The organism is Vibrio sp. NC2, from assembly GCF_025195005.1.
GTDB classification, from domain to species: Bacteria; Pseudomonadota; Gammaproteobacteria; order Enterobacterales; family Vibrionaceae; genus Vibrio; species Vibrio splendidus.
This window is the reverse complement of record NZ_JANVFC010000021.1, coordinates 15,626-38,654: the sequence shown is the minus strand read 5'-3', so window position 1 is coordinate 38,654 and position 23,029 is coordinate 15,626. Positions and strand designations below refer to the sequence as shown.

The window sequence follows — 23,029 nt, the reverse complement described above, 5'->3', positions numbered from 1 at the left end:
AGCATACTGATGTATTTATTGTTAATAAATGAATATAATCAGATGTAAACATAACAAAAAACAAATGTGAGTGGCAAAGTGAATTCAAACAATAAGTTAGATAAAAGAGACCTGCGAAGATTAGAGCTTTTTTGTGAAATTGTTGAGCAAGGAGGCATCAATCAGGCGGTCGCAAGTACTGGGATTAGCCAACCTGTGCTGAGTAATCAGCTTATTGCCTTGGAAAAAAGCTTAGAATTAACATTATGCCAACGTGGAAGAAGGGGTTTTAAGCTGACTCACGAAGGTGAGCAAGTGTATAAATATGCGAACCAATTAAAATCGACCTTAACCGACTTCGCTTACAAGTTACGAGGTGTACAGACAGAGCTCTCTGGGCATGTGCGAATTGGGTGCTTAGATAACACCGTTACTTTGCCATATAACCCACTTCCCAAAGCGATCGAGACGTTTTATCAACGCAGTAACAGTGTAGAGGTGAGTGTTGATGTCGGCGATTTCACCCAGTTGAATGAGAAGCTAGCAAAGAACCAGATTGATATGATGATAGTGGTTCTAGGGTCACATCAAAAATCAGCGTTTCAACATAAATACCCACTGTTTGAAGAGCACAGTTATCTGTATGCGCGTAAAGATCTGGCGGAGAAGATCATGGACAAAAATTTCTCCTTGGATGGTTGTCGTATCAACATGGGCGGCTATGCCAAAGACGAGATGTTCCGATTACTGAATATTGAGCAGTACGATTCCTTAAAGCCTTTTGATGGTTGGCATGTCGAGTCGGGTGTGATTTTAACATTGGCGGGCACACACCTGAGTTTCTTACCGTCTCACTTAATCGACCGTGGCCATTATGACCAAGCTTTGATTCCGCTTCAGCCTGAGAAATGGAGCCTTAAGAGCCAGTTTTATGTGGTGTTGAAGCAACCTGTGGATTCCCTTTCTCCCGCCGCGCGTGCGTTTTTTGATGAGCTACACCAACCGGAAACATCGGATTCAATCTAGAGAACTCGTCGCTTCTCAATAGCACTTAAGATACTTTCCCATATACAAAAAATCCTCTGCCAAGACAGAGGATTTTTGCTTTTATGCTTTATGAGTGAAAACTAACGGTTCTCGAAGCGGTTGTAATCCAACAAGCCAAACTCGATCGGTTGGTCTTGTTGATACCAACGATGTACGCGATCACTGAACGGCCAGAACTCGTTAGAACTGCGTCGTACCGCAAACTTATCAAGCAGCGCCACGTAGTCTTCTTTTGTGTTCAAACTTTGCAGCGTTTTCACCAGAGTCGGTATCTCGCTCTGGGTTAAAGACAGGTAGGCGGCAGGGTAGCTACCGACAACGCCTCGTACGAGCGTTAAGTCATCATTGGCGTAATCGCGATTACCTTCTTCATTAAACAAGCTAGAAATGTTGCTGTGCGCGTTATTGTGAATCATGGTGAACAATTGCTCTTCGCCATTTTTGCCTTCAATCATGATCATCACTAATTGAGGAACATGACGCAGGCCGACTCCCTTTATCAAATTCACTTGGTTAAGCAGTGCTTCGTTCTTTCGACCAAAACCTGTTTCAACAATATCAAAGCGACTATCGAGGACAGGCGCGAGCTTATCTTTGATCATATTGAGCAGTTCACGCTTAGGATCGGCCGTTTTGTAAACCACACTTGTTGGTTGGTCGAAAGGGGCGATATTGCGTTGCAAGTAATCGCTCAGTTGTGCACTTTGGTTTTTGTACCAGCTTGAGTGTTCAATATGGCGAACATCTTTAGGAAGAAGGGTTAAGAAGTTACTCTCGCCCTCAAGGCGCAAAAGTCCATGAACATACGCGTAATCAGCTGGTGGCCGAAGTTTCCGTACACATCGAAACCTGCTACAAGAAGGTAATGAATGCGCTCTAGTAAGGCATAATCAAGAATCCACGCAGTCTTAGGTTGCGTGCCAACTAACCCTTGTACAACAGAGGCGCTATCGAAGTGCCTAAAGACGGTGAGAGCAGCATTTGGGTTGATGCCGTCGCCATCCCAAATTATACCGGTGTCTAGGTTCACGCCACTATCGAACCATTGGTTGGTGAAGTCTGATTTCGCATTTAGGTATCTAGCCTGTTGCTTAGAGTAACGTACCCAGTTAGTCGCTGGTACGGTGTTACTTTTTAGCTCGCTAGGTAGTTTTAAGTTTTTCTTCTGGCTGGCGTAAAAAGCGTTTATTTCTGGTAAATCGGCTTTCTCTGGATCAACGAAGAAAACCCAAAAACGGTCGTTAATCACATTCAAGGCAAGTTGACCACGACACACCGGACCTTTGATAAAAGCCATGATGGTGTTTTGCGCATTGTCCAACATGAAATGGAAGCGCGAGTTCACTGGCAGCGCTTCAAACGAAGTCATAGGGTTAGCTGCGACATCAATGTTGTAACTCGGGAGTTGTTTCACAGAGTAATTAGCATCGACAAACCAAGTGTTCCACTTTTGTAGTCGCTCTTTATTGAGTGCGAAAGGCATGTGCGTTTTGTCGACGATGGTGCCTTGTTCTGGAATCAGGCGGTAGTAAACACGTTCTACTTTTGGATCGTCGTAAGGGCGACGAGTCGTGATGCGTTGCACCGCTTCACCTGGAGGCGTTGCAGAGCGAACAAGGGTGAAGAAACGCGTTGGTTGCGCCAAATCAGAGAAGTAGACGTGCGATAGAAACAGGTGCTCATAGATGTAACGCGCTGAAAGCTGGCTTTTATTGTCACTCTTATTGAGAAAGCTTTCGTAGACATTAACGAGCTCTTGCTCCGCATCATTCAGTGGAATGTGGTCGTTCATTAACGCGCCATTTTCCAACCAACTCATTAAAGTCGCGTATTCTGTTTTATCTAAGTTCGGCATCCCATAAGGCATCCCCCAAGTCGGGTAATCTCTCTCGTATTGGGCATACTCTTCAATCGTTGGGCACTGTTGGTCGCGATCGGTTGAAAAGTCGAAACCTTCAAGCTGGGTTTGATCTGGAAGTGGGTGGTTCTCTTTCTGGATCAACATTCGAGAAACAAGACCAGCATCTAGGTTAGCCATTGAGTTCTGCATACGTTCGTTGAGGACTGGATGAAAATCCGCATCGCGCCACTCTTGTGTGGTTAAAGCATCTTCAAACAAGCGAGTAGGGGCTGAGGCGGTTAAACGGGTGCCTTGATAAACGAGTGCCTTGCTCGCACCTCGGTCGATACCTTCTACTGAAGACATTTTGAGCTGGCAAGGTGCGTCATAGCAAGCGTGACAAACCACACATCGGTTATCAATGATGGGCTTCACTTCATCAATGAAGTGCTGTGCTTGAGCCGACAGAATAGGCGCTTGGCGATCGCGAACTTGTTGTTTACCAAACAGCTCGTCGAAGTTTAAACCCGCGTAGACGGCACAACCTGAGAAGACGCTAACAAAAGCTAAAATGAAGAGTTTTTTCAAATACATACGTATTTATATATTAAGCATTTTCTCTAATTATATCGAAAATGATTGAAAATGCTCATGTTCTAACAATCTTATAGATAAGATCTTGATGGGACTGAGCAACTTATCGAGGTGACTTACTCACCCGAGGTTGGAATTTAGAGTGTCGACTTAAGGCTTACTGATTGACGTAACAAACAGAGAAAGGGACAGACAATCGCTCAAACTCTTTGATCCAGCGCCATTGGTTGTCTTGCAGTTTGTCTCCGGGGCCTTTGACTTCAATCCAATGAAACTCTTTGTTCTTGAATGCAATCAAATCGGGCATCCCAGTTCTAAATAGCTTTAAATCACTCAATATCACTTTGAAAAGATCAACAATCAAGGCGTTGGGAATAGCCTCCATACTGTGCTCGACGAGTGATCTGGAGAAGTAGTTCCAATGGACAAATGGATTGGCGATGCCGCGCTTCTGGTCATAAATATTGAGTAAGTGGTTCAGCCCATGCTTGAATATAGTCTGAAACACCGCTTCGACCTGTTCGGCTCGTTTGTCTACGAAATCGGAATGGTATAGATCCAGAGGTCGATGTTGGTATCGATTGATAAAGGCGCCTTCAACATCTGCAAAAATGACCTCCCAAAAGGCCAAGCCGAACAAGCCACATAGAAAGCTGTTCTCAGAAAAGTAGACATCCCAGCCTTGGTCCTCAAAATGCTGCTTTACCGCAAGCTCGACTCGCGTTTGGCTGAGGTCTAATTCCAGTTTTATCTCTTTGCAGTTCGGTTTTATGGTTCGTGAAACTTTGTGCCCCTTCTTTGTAGATAACATTTGCTTGCGTAATAACCTTTGCTCAAGCTTAGCCGCGACTTCCAACTCTGACACATCCGATGGAGTAGCTTTCATTTTCGTGACAATGTCACACATTAAGTGTAGCTCACCTTGTTTGTCGTAGATGCGAGCAAGTCGCTCTCTGCTAGGAGGAAGTGCTGATTGTTTAAACCAAAAAATAGCTTGGTCGTTTTGGCTGAGCCTTTCTAGATCACGCGCGATATCGTTGATCAAACGCGATCGTTTTCTGGTTATGCTTTTGTGCTCCGATTCAGCGGGTATCGATTGTAAAAGATGTTCAAGAAACTTAGGGTCTTTACGATCGCCCTCAGAATATTGGCGTTGAATATCACGCATCTGGAGCAATTGATTGAGTTGATCTCTAGAAGTGAAGAAGCGGCGCTGCTTGCTTAATGGGTAGTTCTCAAAGGTATTGAGTCCAAGGTCGCTTAAGACGAACTGGCTTAAGTCTTGATATGTGTTGGCAAAGAACAGCAACAGCAAAACATCAATAACTTGAGATTCGACGACGTAAATACAGTCGAAGTTTAGGTTTTGAAATTGATCAAAAGGTTGCTGATCAAGCAGTAACAACAACTCATCTTTCTTGGCAGTTCTGTTGCTCTTAAGGGCGGGGAATACATTCAACAGCTCTGGTTTGGTGAGTAAGTGCAACCCGATCTCGACCTCACTAATGGTGAGGTGATGTTGCTTAGCAGGGTGACTTAACGCAATAAAGCCTGAGGTGCTTAGCTCTTGTAGTGCGCTATTTAAATCAGAAATCTCAACATAGTTGAGTTTATCGCTGCGAAACCAACGGCCTTTACGAGAAAGCAAACGAACCATTAAACATTGGCTTGAAACGGAAAGACGTTTGTATGCGGACAACCAACGACATTCATCGTCACTCAGGAGATCGGGGTAGAGCGTTTGAGCGTGTTCAATCAGTCGATTGAAGTTGTCGAGATAGTAAGTGGGGGAGAGCTGAAGAGTGGTTTCTATCGTCAATGGGTTCGTCGCTTGATACAAAAAGAGCCTAACCCTAAGGTTAAGCTCTTCAGTAACAAATTCAATCTTTTCTGATAATTAAGCTTGAGATGCTTTTAGTTCAGAAACTTTAGCTTCAGAGATTGGCTTAGTGACGATTGCAAGAACAATACACACTGCCATCATAGCTGCAGAGATTGTGTAAGCTAGGCCGTAACCTTCGCCGTTTGTCATTGAGTAACCAACAACCGCAGCACCGATAGCGCCGCCGATACCCCATGCCGTGTAAAGCACGCCGTAGTTAGTACCGTAGTTTTTCAGGCCGTAGAACTCAGCAGTCAATGTTGGGAATACTGCTAGAAGCGTACCGTAACCAACAGCTGCGATAGCCGTACCAATGATTAGCGTGAATTCAGAGTTGAACGTAGCGAATAGAGCCATGTTCGCGCCTTGAAGGATGAACGCTAGAAGTAGAGTACGTACACCACCGATTTTATCTGCAAGCATACCCGCAGCAACACGGCCGCCTGAGTTGAACACAGCAAGGATAGACGCTAGGTAAACTGCGTTTGGTAGGTTCGCTTGAACGCTAGCAATCGTAGTGATGTTACCGATGATCATAAGACCAACAGAAGCAGCAAATGCGTACATGATCCATAGAGAGTAGAACTGAGGAGTCTTCAGCATTACTTTCCACGTTAGGTCTTCAGTCTTCTTAACTGCTTTAGGTGCTTGGCCTGCTTTTACTTTAGGCTCAGCTGGCGTGTAATCCGCTGGTGGGTTGTTGATTGTTGCTGCTAGAGGTACTGCAATCGCAAGTACGCCGGCACCAAGAATCATAAAGCTTGTTTGGATACCCATGCTGTCGATTAGCGCAGAAGTGAGTGGTGCTAGGTAAATAGCAGCAAGACCAAAACCTGCAGCGATTAGACCGTTAACCATACCTTTCTTAGAAGAATGGAACCATTTCATTGCTGATGGCGAAAGACATGCGTAGCCAAAGCCGATACCAGCACCTGTCATCACACCAAACGTTAGGTTTAGCATCATAGGAGTCGTAGCGAAACCAGAAGCAATCATACCTAGGCCAGTAAGCGCTGTACCAAGAATAAGGATCTTACGTGGGCCCATACGGTCTTGTAGGATGCCTGCAACAAGAAGACAAACAGAGAATGTGATAGTTGCAATAGCGTAAGGTGCAGATGCTTCAGCAGCACTCCAACCAGCTTCGGTGACTAGCGCCTTGTTAAATACACTCCAAGCATACAGAATGCCAAGACAAAGGTTGATACAGAAGCCTGCTAGCAGGATACGTGATGCTTTATCAATCTTGCTCATTTTTATTCTCAGTTTTGTCGTTGGTTAGTGGTGAGCCACTTAACTAAAGACGGGTTATTGTGATTGTTTCTTCAAAATTAGTTTGCGTTTATCAACAGACAGCGCAAAAGAGCGCGGATTATAACCAATAAAAATGTGATTGGAATCTCTTTTTCCATTTTTGGTAAATAAACTCAAACTTGTTAAAAAGTTGTTTTTTATTGGTTTTGCAATTGTATTTAATACCTTTCCGTTTTGTTCTTTTTAGCGTGGCGAGCCTATTTTTTAAGGTGTTCTTCGATAAGTATTTCTGAATTGCCACGTATTCCGTGCGGATATCACAGAGTTACGAATTATTTTAATTATTTTCTAAGGTTAATTTTGTGTAACAAAATAAATCGAAGTGGAGCTTTGTCCATATGAGACAAGGAGTAACGGAGTTTTATTAAAAACAAAATGTTAACCAGTTGTTACAGGTGATTTTTGGCGGTACCTTTGCTTACATTTTGTTCGATTGGAGGGGTTGTGTTGTTGAAAAAAAGTGGGAAAATAGTACGCAAACTGAGATTCCAAATTTGAAAGGATGCGTTTCCAACTTATGGCGAGGCGAGTATTATGAAACTGTTTTTAATTCTATTGATGTCAATTTCTGGTGGTGTAGCGGCAGCTGACCATATCCACTCTTTCTTGTTTGGCTTCTATATTGCTGCATTGGCAGTGGGTAGTTGCTATTGGTTAGCTTTCCGTAGCACGCGCTTCCCACAGTTAGCTCTAATGTTATTGATGTGTGGCTTTTTCGCGAAAATTGCAGTGACAGTTGTCGGTGTTTCTTGGGGTATCTCGAACGATATCATTCAATCGCCGTTCATTTTCTCATTGTCATACCTGTTCTTCTTAGTGGTTGTGTCTTACGTTTGGTTTGCATACCGCGATAAGTTGACGCTAAAAAAACGCGCTAAGCAGGTAGAAGAGTCTCGCAAGGAAGCAGCAGCTTAATTGCAGACCTAATACAGAATTCTAAAAAGAGCTTTCTTCGGAAGGCTCTTTTTGATCTGGCCTTAACTTGAGTGAACTCTAGCTATAAGGCAGATAAAAGAAACCCCAGTATGGTGACATACTGGGGTTTCTTGTTATTTATCTAGTATCTAGCCGCTATCATCTAGCAAATACAGGTCTTAACGCGTGTTACTTCTTCATCAACTTCGCTAGATCGGCAAAGGGATTGTGCGTTGCTGATTGATGGTCGTCTAAACGGGCTTTTGCATCAACACCGTAACGGTCATGATCCGTGTATTTTGAGTGCTCATGATCGTGACAGTACAAGCACAGTAGTTCCCAGTTGCTGCCATCTTCAGGGTTGTTTGTATGGTCGTGATCCACGTGGTGAACGGTAAGCTCTCTCAAGTTTGAGTAAACAAATTCACGTGCACATTTACCACAAACCCAAGGGTACAGTTTCAGTGCTTTTTCGCGGTAGCCTTTCTCTTGGCGAGCGTACGCTGCACTCGAGCCTGTGTAATCTGAAGACATTGCCAAATCCTTATCAATTGTAATCTCCCGATTTTATCACAGCTTTCTGGAAGCTGTAGGAATGTCGTGACTAAATCACGTGTCGTACTAACCGATATGGGGCTTAGGTTTGATTGAGCACTTATCTTTTACGTGTGCTATCTCATAAAGCAGGTTATGTCTTTCTGGAATAAGCTATGCTTAACAGTTTGAAAAGAAATTGTATTTAGGGGTTTTAACCAAGGGAGCGTGACCTAATATCAGTTAAAGCTACCCTATATTAATAAGGAAATATCATGTCAGAACAATACACACCGCCAAAAGTTTGGGTTAACGATGCTGATGGTGGTAACAAGTGGGCAAATATCAATAGTCCTGAATCTGGCGCTCGCTTTGATAAAGAGCTTCCTGTTGGTGATCATGCTTTTCAATTGTATTCCCTTGGCACACCTAACGGTCAAAAAGTCACTATCTTGCTGGAAGAGTTGTTAGCGGCGGGTGTTAAAGAAGCTGAATATGATGCGTACTTGATCAACATTGGTGAGGCGGACCAGTTCTCTTCTGGCTTTGTTGGTGTAAACCCGAATTCGAAAATACCAGCACTTGTTGATAAGTCTGGTGACGAAGATGTGAATGTCTTTGAATCGGCATCCATCTTGATGCACTTGGCTGAAAAGTTTGGTCACTTTTTACCGAAAGAGGGCGCTGCTCGCACTCAAACATTAAATTGGTTGTTTTGGGCGCAAGGCTCTGCACCATTCCTAGGTGGTGGCTTTGGTCACTTCTACGCTTACGCCGATGAAAAGCAAGAATACCCAATTAACCGTTTTGCGATGGAAGTGAAGCGTCAACTAGATGTATTAGACAAACAGTTAGCGAATAACACGTATGTGGCAGGCGAAGAGCTTAGTGTCGCAGATATCGCGATTTGGCCTTGGTATGGCAACCTTGTACTAGGTAAAACATATGATGCCGCTGAATTCCTTCAAGTTGAGTCTTACGCCAACGTAGTTCGCTGGGCGAAGCAACTAGAAGCGCGCGAAGGATTCCAACGCGGCCGAGTGGTTAACCGTTCATTTGGCGAAGAGTGGGAGCAAGTACCAGAGCGCCATTCCGCGGAAGACATTGACCGAGTTTTAAAGCTACGCCCTTAGTGATTTTAAAACGATAGTCGACACCAGTATCTCTAGAGTTTGTTTTAGCGGCCAACGTTAACTCAAACTCTAGTTTTTTGTTCCTACGGATTTTTTCCATAGTAAGTCCACTTATTTAGATTTAGCTATTAAAGGCGGTTTAGGTATAAAATCGCGACATCATAATTCTAAAGGATGGTGCCATGTACCACGGTCATATCTATTTCCCTCTGCGCTTTGCAGAGCAGGCAGAAACACTGCGTCAGAAAATTCTATCGGAACGTAAAGATGTGTTAGAGACTTTCCCATTAATACAGCGTTTGGTTGGCCCACATAAGATGCCAATGTTTGAGATTCACTTTGCGAACAAAGAATCGGGTATTGTTGAATGGCTTGAGCAAGAACGCGGTGATATGTCGGTGCTTATTCACCCGGTAACTGGCGGTGAAGAAACTTTGGATCACACAGTAAGAGCGACATGGCTTGGTCGTGAACTGGGTGTATTTGAAGAGACACTGAGTAGCTAATTTAATTCGCGCCCGACAGTGTGTACCTAATATTTGTACTTAGTAACTTAGTAACTTAGTAACTTAGTAACTGAGTAACTTAGTAATGTAGGTGCTGTCGGGTGCGTCGGTGCACACCTCGTTTTGCTCATTGTCTTCTTGCCTAAATTCTAGCTTCTCCAGCTATTACCTAGCAACAACGATACTGCTACCGACACACCTAATGCGATTAATATATTAGGTAAGTACAGCCCCCAAATCGCGACACAAACCGCCACCGTTACCACAGCCCACAACAGTGTTTCTAATATCCAAGTGCCCATAAAATAACTCCTAACTAGATTGTGCGACTAGCATAACTAAGCAAGGGTAAACTTTTGGTCACCATCCAATAACCATTTGGGCAAATCGCTATAGCATGACTTTGACGATGAACTCATTGTTGTGAACTTGATGAGTAAACTGCCAACCTTGGTTCTGACAAACGCGATCAATGAGCTCTAGGCCGATACCAAAAGAGGTTTGTTGTTCAGAGTCGTTTGCTAGGTTTTCATCTTCCAAACGATTGGTTACCTCAAACTGATGTTCTGTCAGTGTGATTCTGATATCTCCGCTACCACCATGTTGAAATGCATTTCGGACCAAGTTGGTGAGCACAACCTCAGTTAATTCGCGGGGAAGGGAGTGTTCGCCTTGGTCGACCTTGGTGTGGATCTCTACTTCTTTGTTTTTGAGAAGGTAACGTTGGCTTTCGATGATGTTATCAATCAAAGGTTCTAGCTTGATTTGCTCATAGTTGGTTTCCATTTCGCTATTACGACTCATCCACAACAGAGTCGTTACCAAGGCTTTCATGTTGGTGGCCGAACGTTGGATTCGTGCGACCGCTCGTTGGCCGCTGTTAGGGATAGTTTCAGATAACCGAACCAGCATATCGCCACTGGCTGAAATAGTGGCAATCGGTGTTCTTAGTTCGTGGCTCGCGGCTCTTAAGAAAAAGCTCTCCCGCTCATTGGCTTGACGTTCACCGTGCACGCTTTTAATTAGTTGGGAAGCTAACTGGTCGATTTCTTTATAGCGAAATTGAGTCAGACCTTCAGTCTTGTCCACATCCAGAGATTCAGACCATTTTGATAGGGTAATAATCGGTTTGGTGACTCGATGTATCAGAAGGCGAATGATCAAAAATACCAAGAGTAAAAGGGCACCTATGGCGATAAAAGCATTGTTTATTTGGTTAACGGAATCAGGAGGGTTCAGCTCGAATAGATTCAAGTAAATCGCTTCATCATATTCAGAAATGATGTATAGCGCTTCGTCGCTACCTGATATCGAATGCTTGGCTGCGTAGAGGTACTGACCTGACTCGCTGTTCGACGAAAGCTCGTAGTGTTCATAAATCGCATCGTTATCAAACTCTTTCCAATCAAAGGTTTGTTGAAACTTAACAGGCAGCTCTGAATAGCTTAGAAAGGCTTGGAATGTCGGGTTTTGGTAGTCTGGCAGTTGCCCTGTTTCGATGTATCGCTGCTCTGCGACTTCCAATTCATACAAGAATCCATATTTTGCCGATTCATTAAGGCCAATATGGTAGCTCTGTGACACCATCAAACTGTAGATGGCCGTCAGTAACACCACTATTCCAAATAAATAGAGGTAGATGTCGCGCTTAATACTGACTCGATTCATGTCCGCGTGTTTCATGATGGCTCCTCATGTAAGACAACACCAATACCATGAACCGTGTGAATTAGTTTTGAGTCAAAGGGCGCATCAACCACTTGTCGAAGCTTAAATAGGTGCGCTTTCACGCTGTCAGAGCTTGGCATTTCGTCTTCCCATGCTTCTTCAAGCTTGGCTTTGCTCACCACGTTAGGGCTGTTTCGAACTAACATAACGAGCATTCGCCAACATACTGGCGAGAGCTTCAATAGCTTGCCGTCTCTAAGGGCTTGGTGCTTGTCTAAGTCCAGTTTGAGATCTGCCACAGACAGCGATGTCACCGAACCTTGAGAGCGACGTATCAGTGCCATCAGCCGTACTTTCAGCTCTTCCATCGCAAAAGGCTTCACTAGATAGTCATCCGAACCCACTTCGAACCCAGCGATTTTGTCTTCTAACGTGTCCCTTGCCGTTAACATAAGGATAGGTGTCGTGACACCTTGTTGGCGAAGAGATTGACAGACATCAAGCCCGTCCATTTTGGGCATGTTGATGTCCGTTAAAATGATGTCATAACGCCCCTCTAACGCAAGATTGAGTCCTGCGCTGCCATTGTAAGCAAAATCGAATTCGAAACCGTCGAGTTCCATATAGTCTGCAATGGCTTCTGCTAAGTCACTGTCGTCTTCAATCAACAGGGCGCTAATACTCATAAATGTCCTTACTTTGTTTCTCGTTCTCTTTTCCAAGCCCAGATAGGCGGTTGAATAAGAAGTTGTAATCGGTAGTTCCAATTTGGCGCGTGCCATAACTGTTGGCACAGTTTAACGTAGCCGTGGAAATATACCTTAAATGGGTTCACAGAGTTGATTCTCGGGAACACACCGTATCTGACTTCTTCCTCTTCTTTAGCGAAGGTGCCGAACATACGATCCCAAATGATGAAGATGCCAGCGTAGTTCTTATCAAGATATTGTTTGTTGGTCGCGTGATGTACTCTGTGGTGTGAAGGCGTATTAAACACCGCTTCAACAGGACGAGGTAATCGCTTAACCGTTTCCGTGTGAAATAACGTTTGGTATAGCTGCACAAAGGTTTCACACATCAGCACCACAAACGGATTAAAGCCGAGCAGAATTAACGGCAAGTGGAAGAAGAAAGGGAAGAACCAATCCAAAGGCCCAAACCTATAAGCTACAGAGATATTAAAGTAAGGCGAGCTATGGTGAACAGAGTGCGTTCCCCAAGCTAAACCGTTGCTGTGCAAGAATCTGTGTTCCCAGTAGTACGCGAGATCGGCCAAGATCAAGCACCCCAGAATTGTCCAACCAGATATCGGTAGCTGAGTTAGGCTGAAATTCTCGTAGGCGTAAACAAACGTGCCCACATAGACTAACCCTACGAAGAAAAGGGTCACCAACAAGAAGAACAAAGTGACTAAGTTAGTCGCGCTGTCTCCCAACATATTCCAGCTGAGTTTTTTCTTAAAGGCATAGCGGATAAGCTCAAAGATAAACAGAGCCAGAGCAAGCAGCAGAAAATTATCATCTACCCAAGCTTCGGTTAGGATGATGCTCGTTTCTGTGAATGTTTGAGAGAGAAAATTCCCAATGCTATCCATAGTGAAATCCATAACTAAATCCTTTACTGATTGTTCTTATAATAGACGTATAACTCACTAGAATCTGGCAACCCATGCTGATTGAGTTGGTGGTGTTCTATAACCATGTCCACTTCTTTTAATATCGCGATACCTTCCCAAGCTTGTGCTAATTCCTGTTCGGTATGTTCACCTTTACCTAGTAGAAGCGTGCCTTTGGCTTTGTTTGGGAGCTTAATTAAGGGCTTGTTTTTATTTAATTTTGATTGCTGAGTCGGGAAGCCAATTGTGATTGTTGCTTCGCTGAAATCTAAGCTGATGTCTTGATAGATCACGATGACTTTCTGCTGTTGCTCAACGTTTTTATCGTTGGTGCCGAGTTGCTGATAGAAATCGACCCATAGGTCTGGCACGTCGTCTAAAGGAATCGTCTTACTCAAACCTTGCAGGTAAGTCGTGTTTGCAGTCGCCTGTTGTTTGACCTCTACGGACTTGTTTTTTGGCTGTTTGTCGATTGATGACTTGTTCGTTGATGACACAGTTATTGGCTGCTCCGTCGATGCATCCGCAATCGCAGGCTGAATATGTAATAGCCCCCAGACAGCACCAGTAATACCGACGGTCGTGAGTAATGAAGCGAATAATTTCATGCTCTTTCCTTGTTGTTCGTTTTTCTTACCAAGGACAGTAAAGGAGGTGAGGTAAACAAAAGGTAACCGATCTAGTTACTAAGCGAGTCTGTCGTCTAATTTGTTAATACAGCAATTTGGGACACTTTTTTCCATGTCGGATTGGTAATACTGGCACCATATTCATTTATGGGCTCAATAATGCTATTCAAATATCCCATCTCACTGCTGACGATTATTCGGCTTAATCCATTAAAGGTCGCCGCGACTTGGTTAATGGTATTGGCTGAAAACGTGATGCTTATTCTGCTGCCGCTGTTTATTGGTTACGCAATAGACGGAGTGCTAAACCAAAGCTTTCAGCCTTTGATGATGTTGGCATTGATTCTTTTTGTACTGGTGCTCATCAGTGTCGTTCGTCGTTTTTACGATACCCGTGTGTACGGTGCTATTCGCGTAAAACTGGCAAACCTTGTTGAGCGTAACCTGCGCGGTTTATCTATTTCGACCAAAGACGCTCGGCTAACCATGTCTCGTGAGTTGGTTGATTTCCTAGAAGATGATTTGCCTACTTTGATGACGGCGATAGTTCAGCTGGTCGCGACGGTGGTTATCCTCTCAACGTTTCACTTCTCATTGGCGCTTTGCATGTTGTTTGCGGGATTGTCGATGCTCACGATTTATGGTGTGTTCCACCGAACCTTTACTCGACTTAACGGCCAATTTAACGATCAAGTTGAACAGCAGGTGAAATTGCTGAGCGGTGTTCGTTTATCTGCACTTCGTTGGCATTTTGAGCGCTTAAAACAGTGTGAAATCAAGCTGTCTGATACCGAAGCTGTTGTCTATGGGCTGATTTTTATCGTGTTGTTTGGCGCGGTCATCGGCAATTTATGGATGGTGAGTCAGCTTACAGAGCCTACCGCAGGGCAGGTCTTTTCAATCGTTACCTATTCACTTGAGTTTGTTGAAACCGCAGTGATGCTACCGATCACATTACAAACCCTTTCTCGTCTCACTGAAATCAGTCAGCGCCTTAATCACACCTCCATTCAACAGGTTACCAAGGAGATACCTCATGAAATTTAAAAAGCCACTTTCTGTATTAGTCGGCTGCGCAGCCATCTTTATCGCGTTGGTTGTCGTTGATGAATTGGAACCTGAAGCTACCCAACCAGTGAAGAAAGAAGCCGTCCTTGCCCCCGTTTCAGTATTAGAGGTGACACCATCACAGCATCAATCGACGTTAACGGTATTAGGTGTAACGACTGCGCGTTGGCCAGTACAGCTGAAAGCGTCGAGCAGCGCGCAGTTGAAATGGCTAGATGAAAGCGTTGAACCGGGGAATTTGGTTAACAAAGGCGATGTGTTAGCAAGGTTAGATACTAGCGCAGTTGATGCGAACTTGGCTCAGGCGTTGAGCTCATTGAAACAAGCTGAATTGGAGTTGAAGCAGGCTAAGCATGAGCAAACGGTCGCGTTAAAAATGCTGAACCCGAAAACGAGTTCGTCTTTTGCTCGCAGAGAGCCTCAATTACTTGCAGCGAAAGCTAATCTGAAACAAGCGAAACAGGCTTACCTAAGCGCACAGAAGTTGTTGGAAGAATCAGTGATTACTGCGCCCTTTGATGCAGTGATCATGAAGCGCCATATCAGCCCGAGAGAGTGGATAGAGGCGGGGCAAGTGACTTTTGAATTGGCTGCCAGTGATTCGATTGATATCGAGTTGCCTATTTCTGAAATGCATTGGCAACAAGTTCAAGCGGCGCTGACTGAGCCGAGTATCACGGTGGTGAACCGCTCTGGGGATCAGTGGCCTGCCAAAGTGCGCTATGTGTCGCCGCAAGTTGATTCGGTCACTCGCCAAAGACAAGTCGTGCTTTCGGTTGAGGCACCTTATCAAAGCAAACCAAGATTGTTTCCAAATCAGCAGGTTCAGGCTGTGGTTAATCTAGGACTAAAAGACGACGTGGTTAGCGTACCTATTAGTGTGATGACACGAGACGGGTATGTGTGGACGTTAGACACCAATGATCGCCTACGTAAGGAGTCGGTATCCTTGATTGGGCAAGGTAATCAGGTGCTCGATATTCGGTTTAATCAGCAAAGTGGACAAGTTCGCCGCGTGGTGCAGTATCCACTTTCTTCCATGCTTATCGGTAAACAAGTCGCGCCTAGATTCAATGGAATCCATTCTGAAGCCATGCTCGCGGGTAAATCTGATGCCACACAGATTAAGGAATCAAACTAATGAGTTGGATGACCAAATGGTTCATTAATAACCCAGTCGCTGCCAATTTATTGATGATGGCGATTGTTATCAGTGGTGTACTGGCGTTTGGGCAACTGCGTGTCGAGTCGTTTCCACAAATTGCACCATCATCAGTTAGCATTACCGTGGCTTACCCCGGCGGTACTGCACAACAGATCGACGAGAGCGTGACGCAACGAATCGAAGAGTCGATCAGTGGTATTACAGGTATCAAACAGATCACCAGTCAGTCGAGTGCGGGTGTATCTAGAGTCGTGGTACGCAAAACCAGCAGCGCAGATTTAGACAAGCTGTTGGATGACATTCGTAATCAAGTTAACACAATCAATGGCTTTCCCGTGCAAGCAGAAAGGCCGCAAGTGGTGCGTAATGAGTTTACTAATTTAGCCGCGTTCGTGGTGGTGTCAGGTTCAAGAACTGATGACGAGTTGCAACCTATTGCCAAGCAACTTGAACAAGCGCTGAAGAAGAATCCACGTATCTCGAAGGTATCAAATTGGGGAACTCGCACATCTCAACTTGTTATCGAGCCAGATCCTGACCAGCTGAAAGCGTTGGGGTTGAGCTTAGAAGACCTCGCAGAGCTCGTTGAGCAGCGTTCGCTTGAGACTCGAAGCGGTGAACTGATTAGTGACAAAGGTCGAATGGTGATTCGTGGTGACGGATACGCCGATGATCTACAGAAGTTGAACCAGCTTGTTGTGATTTCAGGAAGCAACGGGAAAATACTGCTGGGTGACATCGCCAAGTTAAGTCGTGGTTACCAATACAGTGGTTCTATCGTGCGTAACAACGGCTCTAACGCCATCGCCTTACTGGTCAGTACGAGCCAAACCGACAACCTCCTCAAAGTCAGTGAAGCAATCAGTGAAACGCTGGATGCACAACGTGCGATTTTGCCGTCGGATATTGAGCTGAATACCATGGCCGATATGGCACCTTACATTGAAGACCAGCTATTTCGTTTGAGTGAAAACGCATGGCAAGGATTATTGATCGTCGTAGTTCTACTTGGGATCTTTCTTGAGATTAGGCTCGCCTTTTGGGTCGCGATGGGCATTCCAATTGCGCTGACTGGAACCTTAGCAGCAATGCAGTTGTTCAACTACAGCATCAACGACATCACCTTGTTTGGTTTTATCTTGGTACTCGGTGTGCTGGTGGACGATGCGGTTGTTGTGGGTGAAGCGATACATGAAAAACGGACGGGTAACGTCGGCTATTCTCCTAATATCAATGGTTTATCAAATATAAACGGCTCCTCAAATCTAAACGGAAAGACAGCCGCTTGGCAGGGCGTTAATTCAGTATCAGTGGCTACCGTGTTTGGTGTGCTCACGACCATCGCAGCGTTTTCTCCAATGTTATGGATTAATAACGAGCTAGCCAAAGTGCTGGCTGGGTTTTCGGCTGTGGTGATTTTTGCACTGATATTCTCGCTTATCGAAAGCAAGTTTATTTTGCCGTCACACTTGGCTCAGCTTTCTGTGAAAAAGCCATCAAAGGGTTTGTTCGCCAAAGTTCAGAATGCTGCTCAAGGCGGGTTGCAGTGGTTTAATCTCAACATCTACAAGCCAGTATTGGAGTTTGCACTTGGCTACAAAGTCGCGTCCCTGCTTGGGTTTGTGGCGGTTATCTCACTGGCTTATGGTATGTGGTCTAACGGTGCGATTCGAAGTGCGTTGTTTCCTGAAATTCCGGGGCGTTACATCACTGCGGTTATTGAACTGGAAGATGGCGCGCCTTTGCCTTTACAGCGCCAAGCCTTGTTGCAAGTAGAGCAAGCAATGACACAAGTTGAAAAAGGTTTGATGGACGATTACCCATTACAAGAAAAGCCTGTTGTGAATCTGCTTGCTTGGTCTGATGGCTATGGCGAAATCGAAGTCACAGCCGAGCTCACCAACGAATCCTTAAGCTCATTGCCGGGGAATTTATTGTTGAAGCGATGGAGAGAACACACAGGGCAAATCGAAGGCGCTTATTCGGTTAAATTCAGTGCGGCAGAGGAGCCTGCTGGTGGAACATTCTTAACGATCTCTTCCAATGATCGTGAGCTTGCTTCTCTCGTTAGCGAGGAGTTAGCGGATACCTTAGCCTCGTTGAAAGGCGTATCGGATGTCTACGACGACGGTCAGGATGGTTTGCCGCAAGTTCGATTGGTATTGAATCAATATGGTCAGCAACTTGGGTTAACGCAAGCGAAATTGGCTCAGCTAGCAGGCGAAGCGTTTGGCGAAAGAGAAGTCCATCGCCTGCTAGAAAACGGGCAAGAGACCAAGGTGCTGCTGCAGTATCCAAGGGATGAGCGCAGAACCTTAGCTCAGCTACAACAGGCTCTTATCATGTTACCTAATGGCGGAAGTGTGATGATGGGGGATATTGCTGAGTTTCGTCATGAGCAAGAACCACAAGTGGTTTATCGCCGCGACCGAGAGCAAGTGATTAACCTGTATTGGAAGCAGAACCGAGACCTGCAATCACCAGAGAAAACACGTGAGCAACTCGCAGATACGATTGAATCTCTGCACTTACAGTTTCCGAGTGTGACGATAAAAGCGGGCGGCGAATTTGAAGAAATTGGTGAGGTGTCGAACGGCTTCAAATCAGCGATGATACTGACGCTCATCATGATCTACATTTTGTTGGCGGTGCCTTTGAAGTCTTATTGGCAGCCGATGATCATCATGGCAGTGATCCCGTTTGGTTTTGCAGGTGCGATTTTTGGTCACTACTTGATGGACTTACCCATCAGCATTCTTTCGATGTTCGGCATGATGGCCATGACAGGCATCGTGATTAATGATTCGTTGGTGTTGATCACTCGTTTTAACGCTGAATACCGCCAAGGGGTGCCGTTACAGCAAGCGTTAGTGATTGCGGGTACCAGCCGATTGAGAGCGATCTTCCTAACCACGATTACCACTGTGTGTGGGTTATTGCCATTATTGAGTGACACTGCAGAACAGGCGCAATACTTAAAACCTGCGGCGGTATCTTTGGTGTTTGGTGAGCTGTTTGCCACTGCAGTAACGCTGATTTTGATTCCCGTCCTGCTTGGTTTGTTTTGTCGCAAACTGCCGCTGGTTGAAAATCTAATCGAAAAAGAACTGGGCGAGCAAGATTCATTAGAAGAACTCACTTTGGAGCGCTCGTGATTGATTTTATAAAGGACAAAGACGATAGTGAAGCCAAGTTTCCAGTTCAATGAAGCTATCCAGTTCAATAAAGCTGTCCAGTTCGGCGAAGTTAGCTGACAGTAAGACTAAAGCCAATGTACCTGAGACCAAAGACTGTATGACGCAAGAGAACAAACCTGCTTTGCATTTAGAACCAGCTTTTAAACTGGTGCCTGAGATTACATTGATTGAATCTTTGCCAGAGCACCTTCAAAAACGCTTTACGCATGCATTGACCTTGATGCATGAAGAGTGGGGTGAGCGTCGTACGTGGGAAGAAATCGCAACAGAGAGCGCGATTTCGCCATACCACTTTCATCGTCAGTTTACTGAGTTGTTTAACGAAACTCCGGGTCAGTATCTAAGCCGAGTTCGGTTACAAATCGCGGTGGGTTTGTTGATCAACGATGAGCCGTGGAGCGTGATTGAAATTGCTCAGTATTGTGGCTACTCATCGTCACAGTCATTAGGTAAGGCGCTCAAGCGGGAGCTTGGTGTTACTGCAAAACATATTCGAGAAATGGGCTACAACGCGACGCCTAAGGAAACGGCAGACTTCATCCAGAAATTGGCACATCCAGGTGTGCAGTCTTCGATGGAGAAAGAGCTAGTTAAATCTATGCCGATCGAGCTGGTTTGGTATCCAGAACGCGGCATGCAAAAGCTTAAACTGGAAGATCCTGATTGGGACACGGTATTTGAAATCTATGGTCAGAAGTCGACGCACTTGATGGGCACCACACCAATAAAACAGATGAATAATAAATGGGACGACATCGACGCTGAAATAGGAAATTGGCAAGTCGCGAAAGACCGTTACGATATGACCATTCCTGAAGGCTACTACTTATGCAGCGACGTTTATCTGGTTTCGGATGTGGCGTACAGCACAGCGTTAGAAGCTCTGTTTAAGGCGGTTGAACAACAAGGTTTGAAGTTAGATGTGCAAGGTTATTTGGTAGAGATGATTCGTCAGATCGATACTGATGATGTCGAAGGCGTGACGTTTTCATTCCAGTTGCCCGTTTTAGCGACATTAGAAAAGTAACACCAGACCGAGCGTTTCAGTTTGTTAGCTAATTCCAATAAAAAGGCTCCTCAAATGAGGAGCCTTTGTTTTATTTCAAGGAACCGTTTACCAAGAAACCGGTTATCAAGAGCCTCTGTTCGACGGGTTTAGCCGTTAAACAGAGTAGGGGGATTAAGCCTCTGCTGTTACTTTATCGCTGCTCATCTTTTTAAGCGCAGCGTAACCAAAGCCTGTTACTGCTGTACCTGCTGCAATCGCCACTAGGTACATAAGAACTGGAGAGATAGCACCAGGAATTAGTAGTACGAACAAGCCGCCGTGTGGAGCCATTAGCTGTGCACCAAACATCATTGAAAGAGCGCCAGTTAGTGCACCACCCGCCATACAAGCTGGGATAACACGCATTGGATCTTTCGCTGCGAATGGAATTGCACCTTCAGAGATGAAACATAGACCAAGAACGAATGATGCTTTACCCGCTTCACGCTCGCCTGCTTCAAACTTGTCTTTCACTAGGAAAGTCGCAAGGCCCATACCTAGAGCTGGAACCATACCTGCTGCCATGATTGCTGCCATTGGTGCGTAAGTTTGCGAAGCCAGTAGACCAACACCGAACGTGTAAGCGGCTTTGTTTACAGGGCCACCAAGGTCGAAACACATCATTGCGCCTAGAATAACACCCAGAAGAATCGCGTTAGACGTTCCCATGTTGTTTAGGAAAGTGGTCATTGCGCTCATCACGCCAGAAACAGGGCCACCCACGATGTAAACCATCACAAGACCAGTGAACAAACTCGCGATAAACGGAATGATCAGGATTGGCTTGAGGGCTTCCATGGACTGTGGAAGTTGAACTTTGTCGGCAATGAATTTCGCTGCGTAACCGGCAATGAAACCCGCTGCGATACCACCTAGGAAACCTGCGCCCGTTGAGCTAGCCAACATACCGCCAATTAGACCTGGAGCCAGACCCGGACGGTCAGCAATAGAGAATGCAATGAAACCAGCAAGAACAGGGATCATCAGTGCGAATGCAGAACCACCACCGATAGTCATCAGTGCTGCTGCTAGTGTGCCTTCTTCTTTAAACGCTTCGATACCGAATACGAAAGAGAGTGCGATGATCAAACCACCCGCAACAACCACAGGAAGCATGTGCGATACACCTGTCATTAGGTGCTTGTACACGCCTTTCTTCTCGTCAGTAGGCGCTGAATTTGAAGAAGCAGTGTGTTGGTATGGTTTAGCTTCTGCGAATGCTTTTTCCATCTCTTGCTTTGTTTTCTTCAAAGCAGGACTTGTCGTTGTTTTGTATAGCGCTTTGCCGTTAAAACGATCCAGAGGAACGTCGATGTCAGCTGCGATGATAACAAGATCAGCGTCTGCGATTTCTTGGTCAGTCAGTTGGTTTTTCGTACCTACAGAGCCGCGAGTTTCCACTTTAATTTGGTGACCTAGGCGTTTGCCTTCTGCTTCAAGCGCTTCAGCTGCCATAAAGGTATGTGCAACACCCGTTGGGCAAGCGGTAATCGCTACGATCTTTTTGCTGCTTGTACTTGCTGTTGTAGAAGAGTTTGCTGAAGTACCAGTAATTTCAACTGTAGTCTCAACTTGAGAAGCGTCTAATACCGTTGCTTCTGCTACCGCTTTCTCTAGAAATGCTTTTGCATCAGCAGTGCATTCAGAGATAGCCGCTTGGTACACTTTTTTGCCAACAAAGCGCGCTTTATCAACGTTTGTGTTGGCTGCGATAACCACAACGTCGCTGCTGTCGATAGTGTCTTGCGATACGGTTGAGTCTGGTAGCACGCTTGATTGACATTCAATAGCGGCGTTCCAACCCAGTGCTTTTGTCGCTTGCTCTAACAAGCCTGCGGCGATGATGCTGTTTGCTACGCCACTAGGGCAAGCTGTGATAATGGTAATATTCATAATAAACCTTTTGTCCTATTTGCTTGTGTCTAACTGGCTAGTTGGAGCACTAAGCGACTGTAATTGGATATTTTGTAGTACTGAATCCAGCTCTTGTTGGCTGGTGATGCCCACGCCTACCTGTGAAACTGCTAGAGCAGATAGGGCGGTTGCGAATTTAATAAGTTCTGGTTTTGGCATCTGCTGCATGTGACCCCAACACAGGCCTGCTACTAAGGTGTCACCTGCGCCTACTGTGCTTACCACTTGCATACGTGGTGGCTGTGCATGTAGCCATTCACCTTGGTTTAGCCACATCACGCCTTCTGCGCCAAGTGATACCACGATGTTATCGATGCCTTTTTCACTCAGAACTTGGCCTGCGTGTTGGCATTGGTCACGTGTGGTCAGTTCTGCATTGAACAGCTGAGACAGCTCTTCATCGTTTGGCTTAATTAACCAAGGTTGTGCATTGATACCGGCTTTAAGTGCGTCACGGCTGCTGTCGAATAGCACCTTTTTACCTAGGTCACGCAAGCGTTGTACCCAAGAAGCGCAAAGCTCTGGCGATACACCTTGTGGCAAGCTGCCTGCAATCACGAAGTAATCGTGTGTTTCAGCCAGTTCTAACAAGGTTTCTTCAAACGCTTTAATCGCGTCAGCATTAACAGGAACACCTGGGAAGTTGATGTCGCTTACTTGGCCTGAGTTCTCTACCAACTTCACGTTGATACGAGTCGCGCCATCTACACGGATAAAGCGGTCAGTTGCGCCCATCTGTTCGAACAGTTGGCAGAAGGCTTCTTCGTTATTGCGACCAAGGAAACCTGTTACGGTCACTTTCGCGCCAAGCTCTGAAAGTACTTTTGCTACGTTTACGCCTTTGCCTGCCGCATGTAGAGAGCCTTTGTTCACTAGGCTCACTGAACCCACGTTAAGTGCGTCGATAGCGCCAGTTAGGTCGAGAGCAGGGTTTAGCGTAACGGTAACGGCTTTGATTTGTTTATCAGACATATCTATTCC

The 23,029-nt window shown here is 45.3% G+C and carries 18 protein-coding genes and 1 pseudogene; 8 read left to right on the top strand and 11 right to left on the bottom strand.

Annotated elements, in window-relative coordinates; all coding sequences use genetic code 11:
• The first annotated feature begins 66 nt into the window (after positions 1–66).
• On the top strand, positions 67–1,005 hold the full coding sequence (locus tag NX845_RS19775) for a LysR family transcriptional regulator (RefSeq protein ID WP_065682745.1): 939 nt from the start codon (positions 67–69) through the stop codon (positions 1,003–1,005).
• Between the two features lie 101 nt (positions 1,006–1,106).
• Here the strand turns inward: NX845_RS19775 and NX845_RS19770 are convergent.
• From NX845_RS19770 to NX845_RS19760, 3 genes and pseudogenes are all read right to left on the bottom strand, one after another.
• Positions 1,107–3,460, bottom strand: a pseudogene (locus NX845_RS19770) (fatty acid cis/trans isomerase).
• A 157-nt stretch (positions 3,461–3,617) separates the two neighbouring features.
• On the bottom strand, positions 3,618–5,300 hold the full coding sequence (locus NX845_RS19765) for a VRR-NUC domain-containing protein (protein WP_065682744.1): 1,683 nt from the start codon (positions 5,298–5,300) through the stop codon (positions 3,618–3,620).
• Positions 5,301–5,357: 57 nt separating this feature from the next.
• Positions 5,358–6,596 carry an OFA family MFS transporter gene (locus NX845_RS19760; RefSeq protein ID WP_017079765.1) on the bottom strand — a complete coding sequence of 413 codons (1,239 nt, stop codon included), beginning with the start codon at positions 6,594–6,596 and terminating at the stop codon, positions 5,358–5,360.
• A 594-nt stretch (positions 6,597–7,190) separates the two neighbouring features.
• Between NX845_RS19760 and NX845_RS19755 the strand changes: the two genes are divergently transcribed.
• On the top strand, positions 7,191–7,571 hold the full coding sequence (locus tag NX845_RS19755; RefSeq protein WP_017079766.1) for a hypothetical protein: 381 nt from the start codon (positions 7,191–7,193) through the stop codon (positions 7,569–7,571).
• A gap of 189 nt (positions 7,572–7,760) precedes the next feature.
• Here the strand turns inward: NX845_RS19755 and NX845_RS19750 are convergent, their stop codons facing one another.
• A complete protein-coding gene (locus NX845_RS19750; RefSeq protein ID WP_004730279.1) occupies positions 7,761–8,105 on the bottom strand; it encodes a YajD family HNH nuclease in 345 nt (114 codons plus the stop codon).
• 275 nt (positions 8,106–8,380) lie between these two features.
• On the opposite strand from NX845_RS19750, the gene yghU reads away from it, so the two are divergent.
• Positions 8,381–9,238, top strand: coding sequence for a glutathione-dependent disulfide-bond oxidoreductase (gene yghU, locus NX845_RS19745; RefSeq protein ID WP_017085489.1), 858 nt, complete (start codon positions 8,381–8,383; stop codon positions 9,236–9,238).
• A gap of 182 nt (positions 9,239–9,420) precedes the next feature.
• Positions 9,421–9,744, top strand: a complete 324-nt coding sequence (locus NX845_RS19740; protein WP_017085490.1) for a DOPA 4,5-dioxygenase family protein — start codon at positions 9,421–9,423, stop codon at positions 9,742–9,744.
• 149 nt (positions 9,745–9,893) lie between these two features.
• On the opposite strand, the gene NX845_RS19735 is transcribed toward NX845_RS19740, so the two are convergent.
• From NX845_RS19735 to NX845_RS19715, 5 genes are all read right to left on the bottom strand, one after another.
• Positions 9,894–10,046 (bottom strand): hypothetical protein, encoded by a 153-nt coding sequence (locus NX845_RS19735; RefSeq protein WP_009844874.1) that lies wholly within the window; start codon positions 10,044–10,046, stop codon positions 9,894–9,896.
• Between the two features lie 88 nt (positions 10,047–10,134).
• Positions 10,135–11,427, bottom strand: coding sequence for a sensor histidine kinase (locus NX845_RS19730; protein WP_083994946.1), 1,293 nt, complete (start codon positions 11,425–11,427; stop codon positions 10,135–10,137).
• Entirely contained in the window at positions 11,424–12,098 is a 675-nt protein-coding gene (locus tag NX845_RS19725; protein ID WP_065682743.1) for a response regulator transcription factor, read from the bottom strand. The genes NX845_RS19730 and NX845_RS19725 overlap by 4 nt, the downstream gene beginning before the upstream one ends.
• 8 nt (positions 12,099–12,106) lie before the next feature.
• Positions 12,107–13,018, bottom strand: coding sequence for a sterol desaturase family protein (locus NX845_RS19720; RefSeq protein ID WP_065682742.1), 912 nt, complete (start codon positions 13,016–13,018; stop codon positions 12,107–12,109).
• 11 nt (positions 13,019–13,029) lie between these two features.
• Positions 13,030–13,635 carry a hypothetical protein gene (locus NX845_RS19715; RefSeq protein WP_065682741.1) on the bottom strand — a complete coding sequence of 202 codons (606 nt, stop codon included), beginning with the start codon at positions 13,633–13,635 and terminating at the stop codon, positions 13,030–13,032.
• A gap of 180 nt (positions 13,636–13,815) precedes the next feature.
• On the opposite strand from NX845_RS19715, the gene NX845_RS19710 reads away from it, so the two are divergent.
• The 4 genes from NX845_RS19710 to NX845_RS19695 all read left to right on the top strand — a co-directional run bounded on the left by NX845_RS19710 (position 13,816) and on the right by NX845_RS19695 (position 20,113).
• The gene (locus NX845_RS19710; protein WP_065682740.1) at positions 13,816–14,703 is read left to right on the top strand and encodes an ABC transporter six-transmembrane domain-containing protein; all 888 of its coding nucleotides are present in this window, start codon (positions 13,816–13,818) and stop codon (positions 14,701–14,703) included.
• Complete coding sequence (locus NX845_RS19705) at positions 14,693–15,865, top strand: efflux RND transporter periplasmic adaptor subunit (RefSeq protein WP_065682739.1); 1,173 nt, start codon at positions 14,693–14,695, stop codon at positions 15,863–15,865. The genes NX845_RS19710 and NX845_RS19705 overlap by 11 nt, the downstream gene beginning before the upstream one ends.
• Positions 15,865–19,044, top strand: coding sequence for an efflux RND transporter permease subunit (locus tag NX845_RS19700; RefSeq protein ID WP_065682738.1), 3,180 nt, complete (start codon positions 15,865–15,867; stop codon positions 19,042–19,044). Before NX845_RS19705 ends, NX845_RS19700 begins: the two co-directional genes overlap by 1 nt.
• A 139-nt stretch (positions 19,045–19,183) precedes the next feature.
• Complete coding sequence (locus NX845_RS19695; protein ID WP_029405952.1) at positions 19,184–20,113, top strand: helix-turn-helix transcriptional regulator; 930 nt, start codon at positions 19,184–19,186, stop codon at positions 20,111–20,113.
• Positions 20,114–20,266: 153 nt separating this feature from the next.
• Here NX845_RS19695 and fruA read toward each other — a convergent pair whose 3' ends face one another.
• Together fruA and pfkB are read right to left on the bottom strand one after the other, a co-directional pair.
• Positions 20,267–22,027 carry a PTS fructose transporter subunit IIBC gene (fruA, locus tag NX845_RS19690; RefSeq protein WP_260257087.1) on the bottom strand — a complete coding sequence of 587 codons (1,761 nt, stop codon included), beginning with the start codon at positions 22,025–22,027 and terminating at the stop codon, positions 20,267–20,269.
• 15 nt (positions 22,028–22,042) lie between these two features.
• Positions 22,043–23,020, bottom strand: coding sequence for a 1-phosphofructokinase (gene pfkB / locus NX845_RS19685; RefSeq protein ID WP_004730293.1), 978 nt, complete (start codon positions 23,018–23,020; stop codon positions 22,043–22,045).
• Positions 23,021–23,029: the final 9 nt, after the last annotated feature.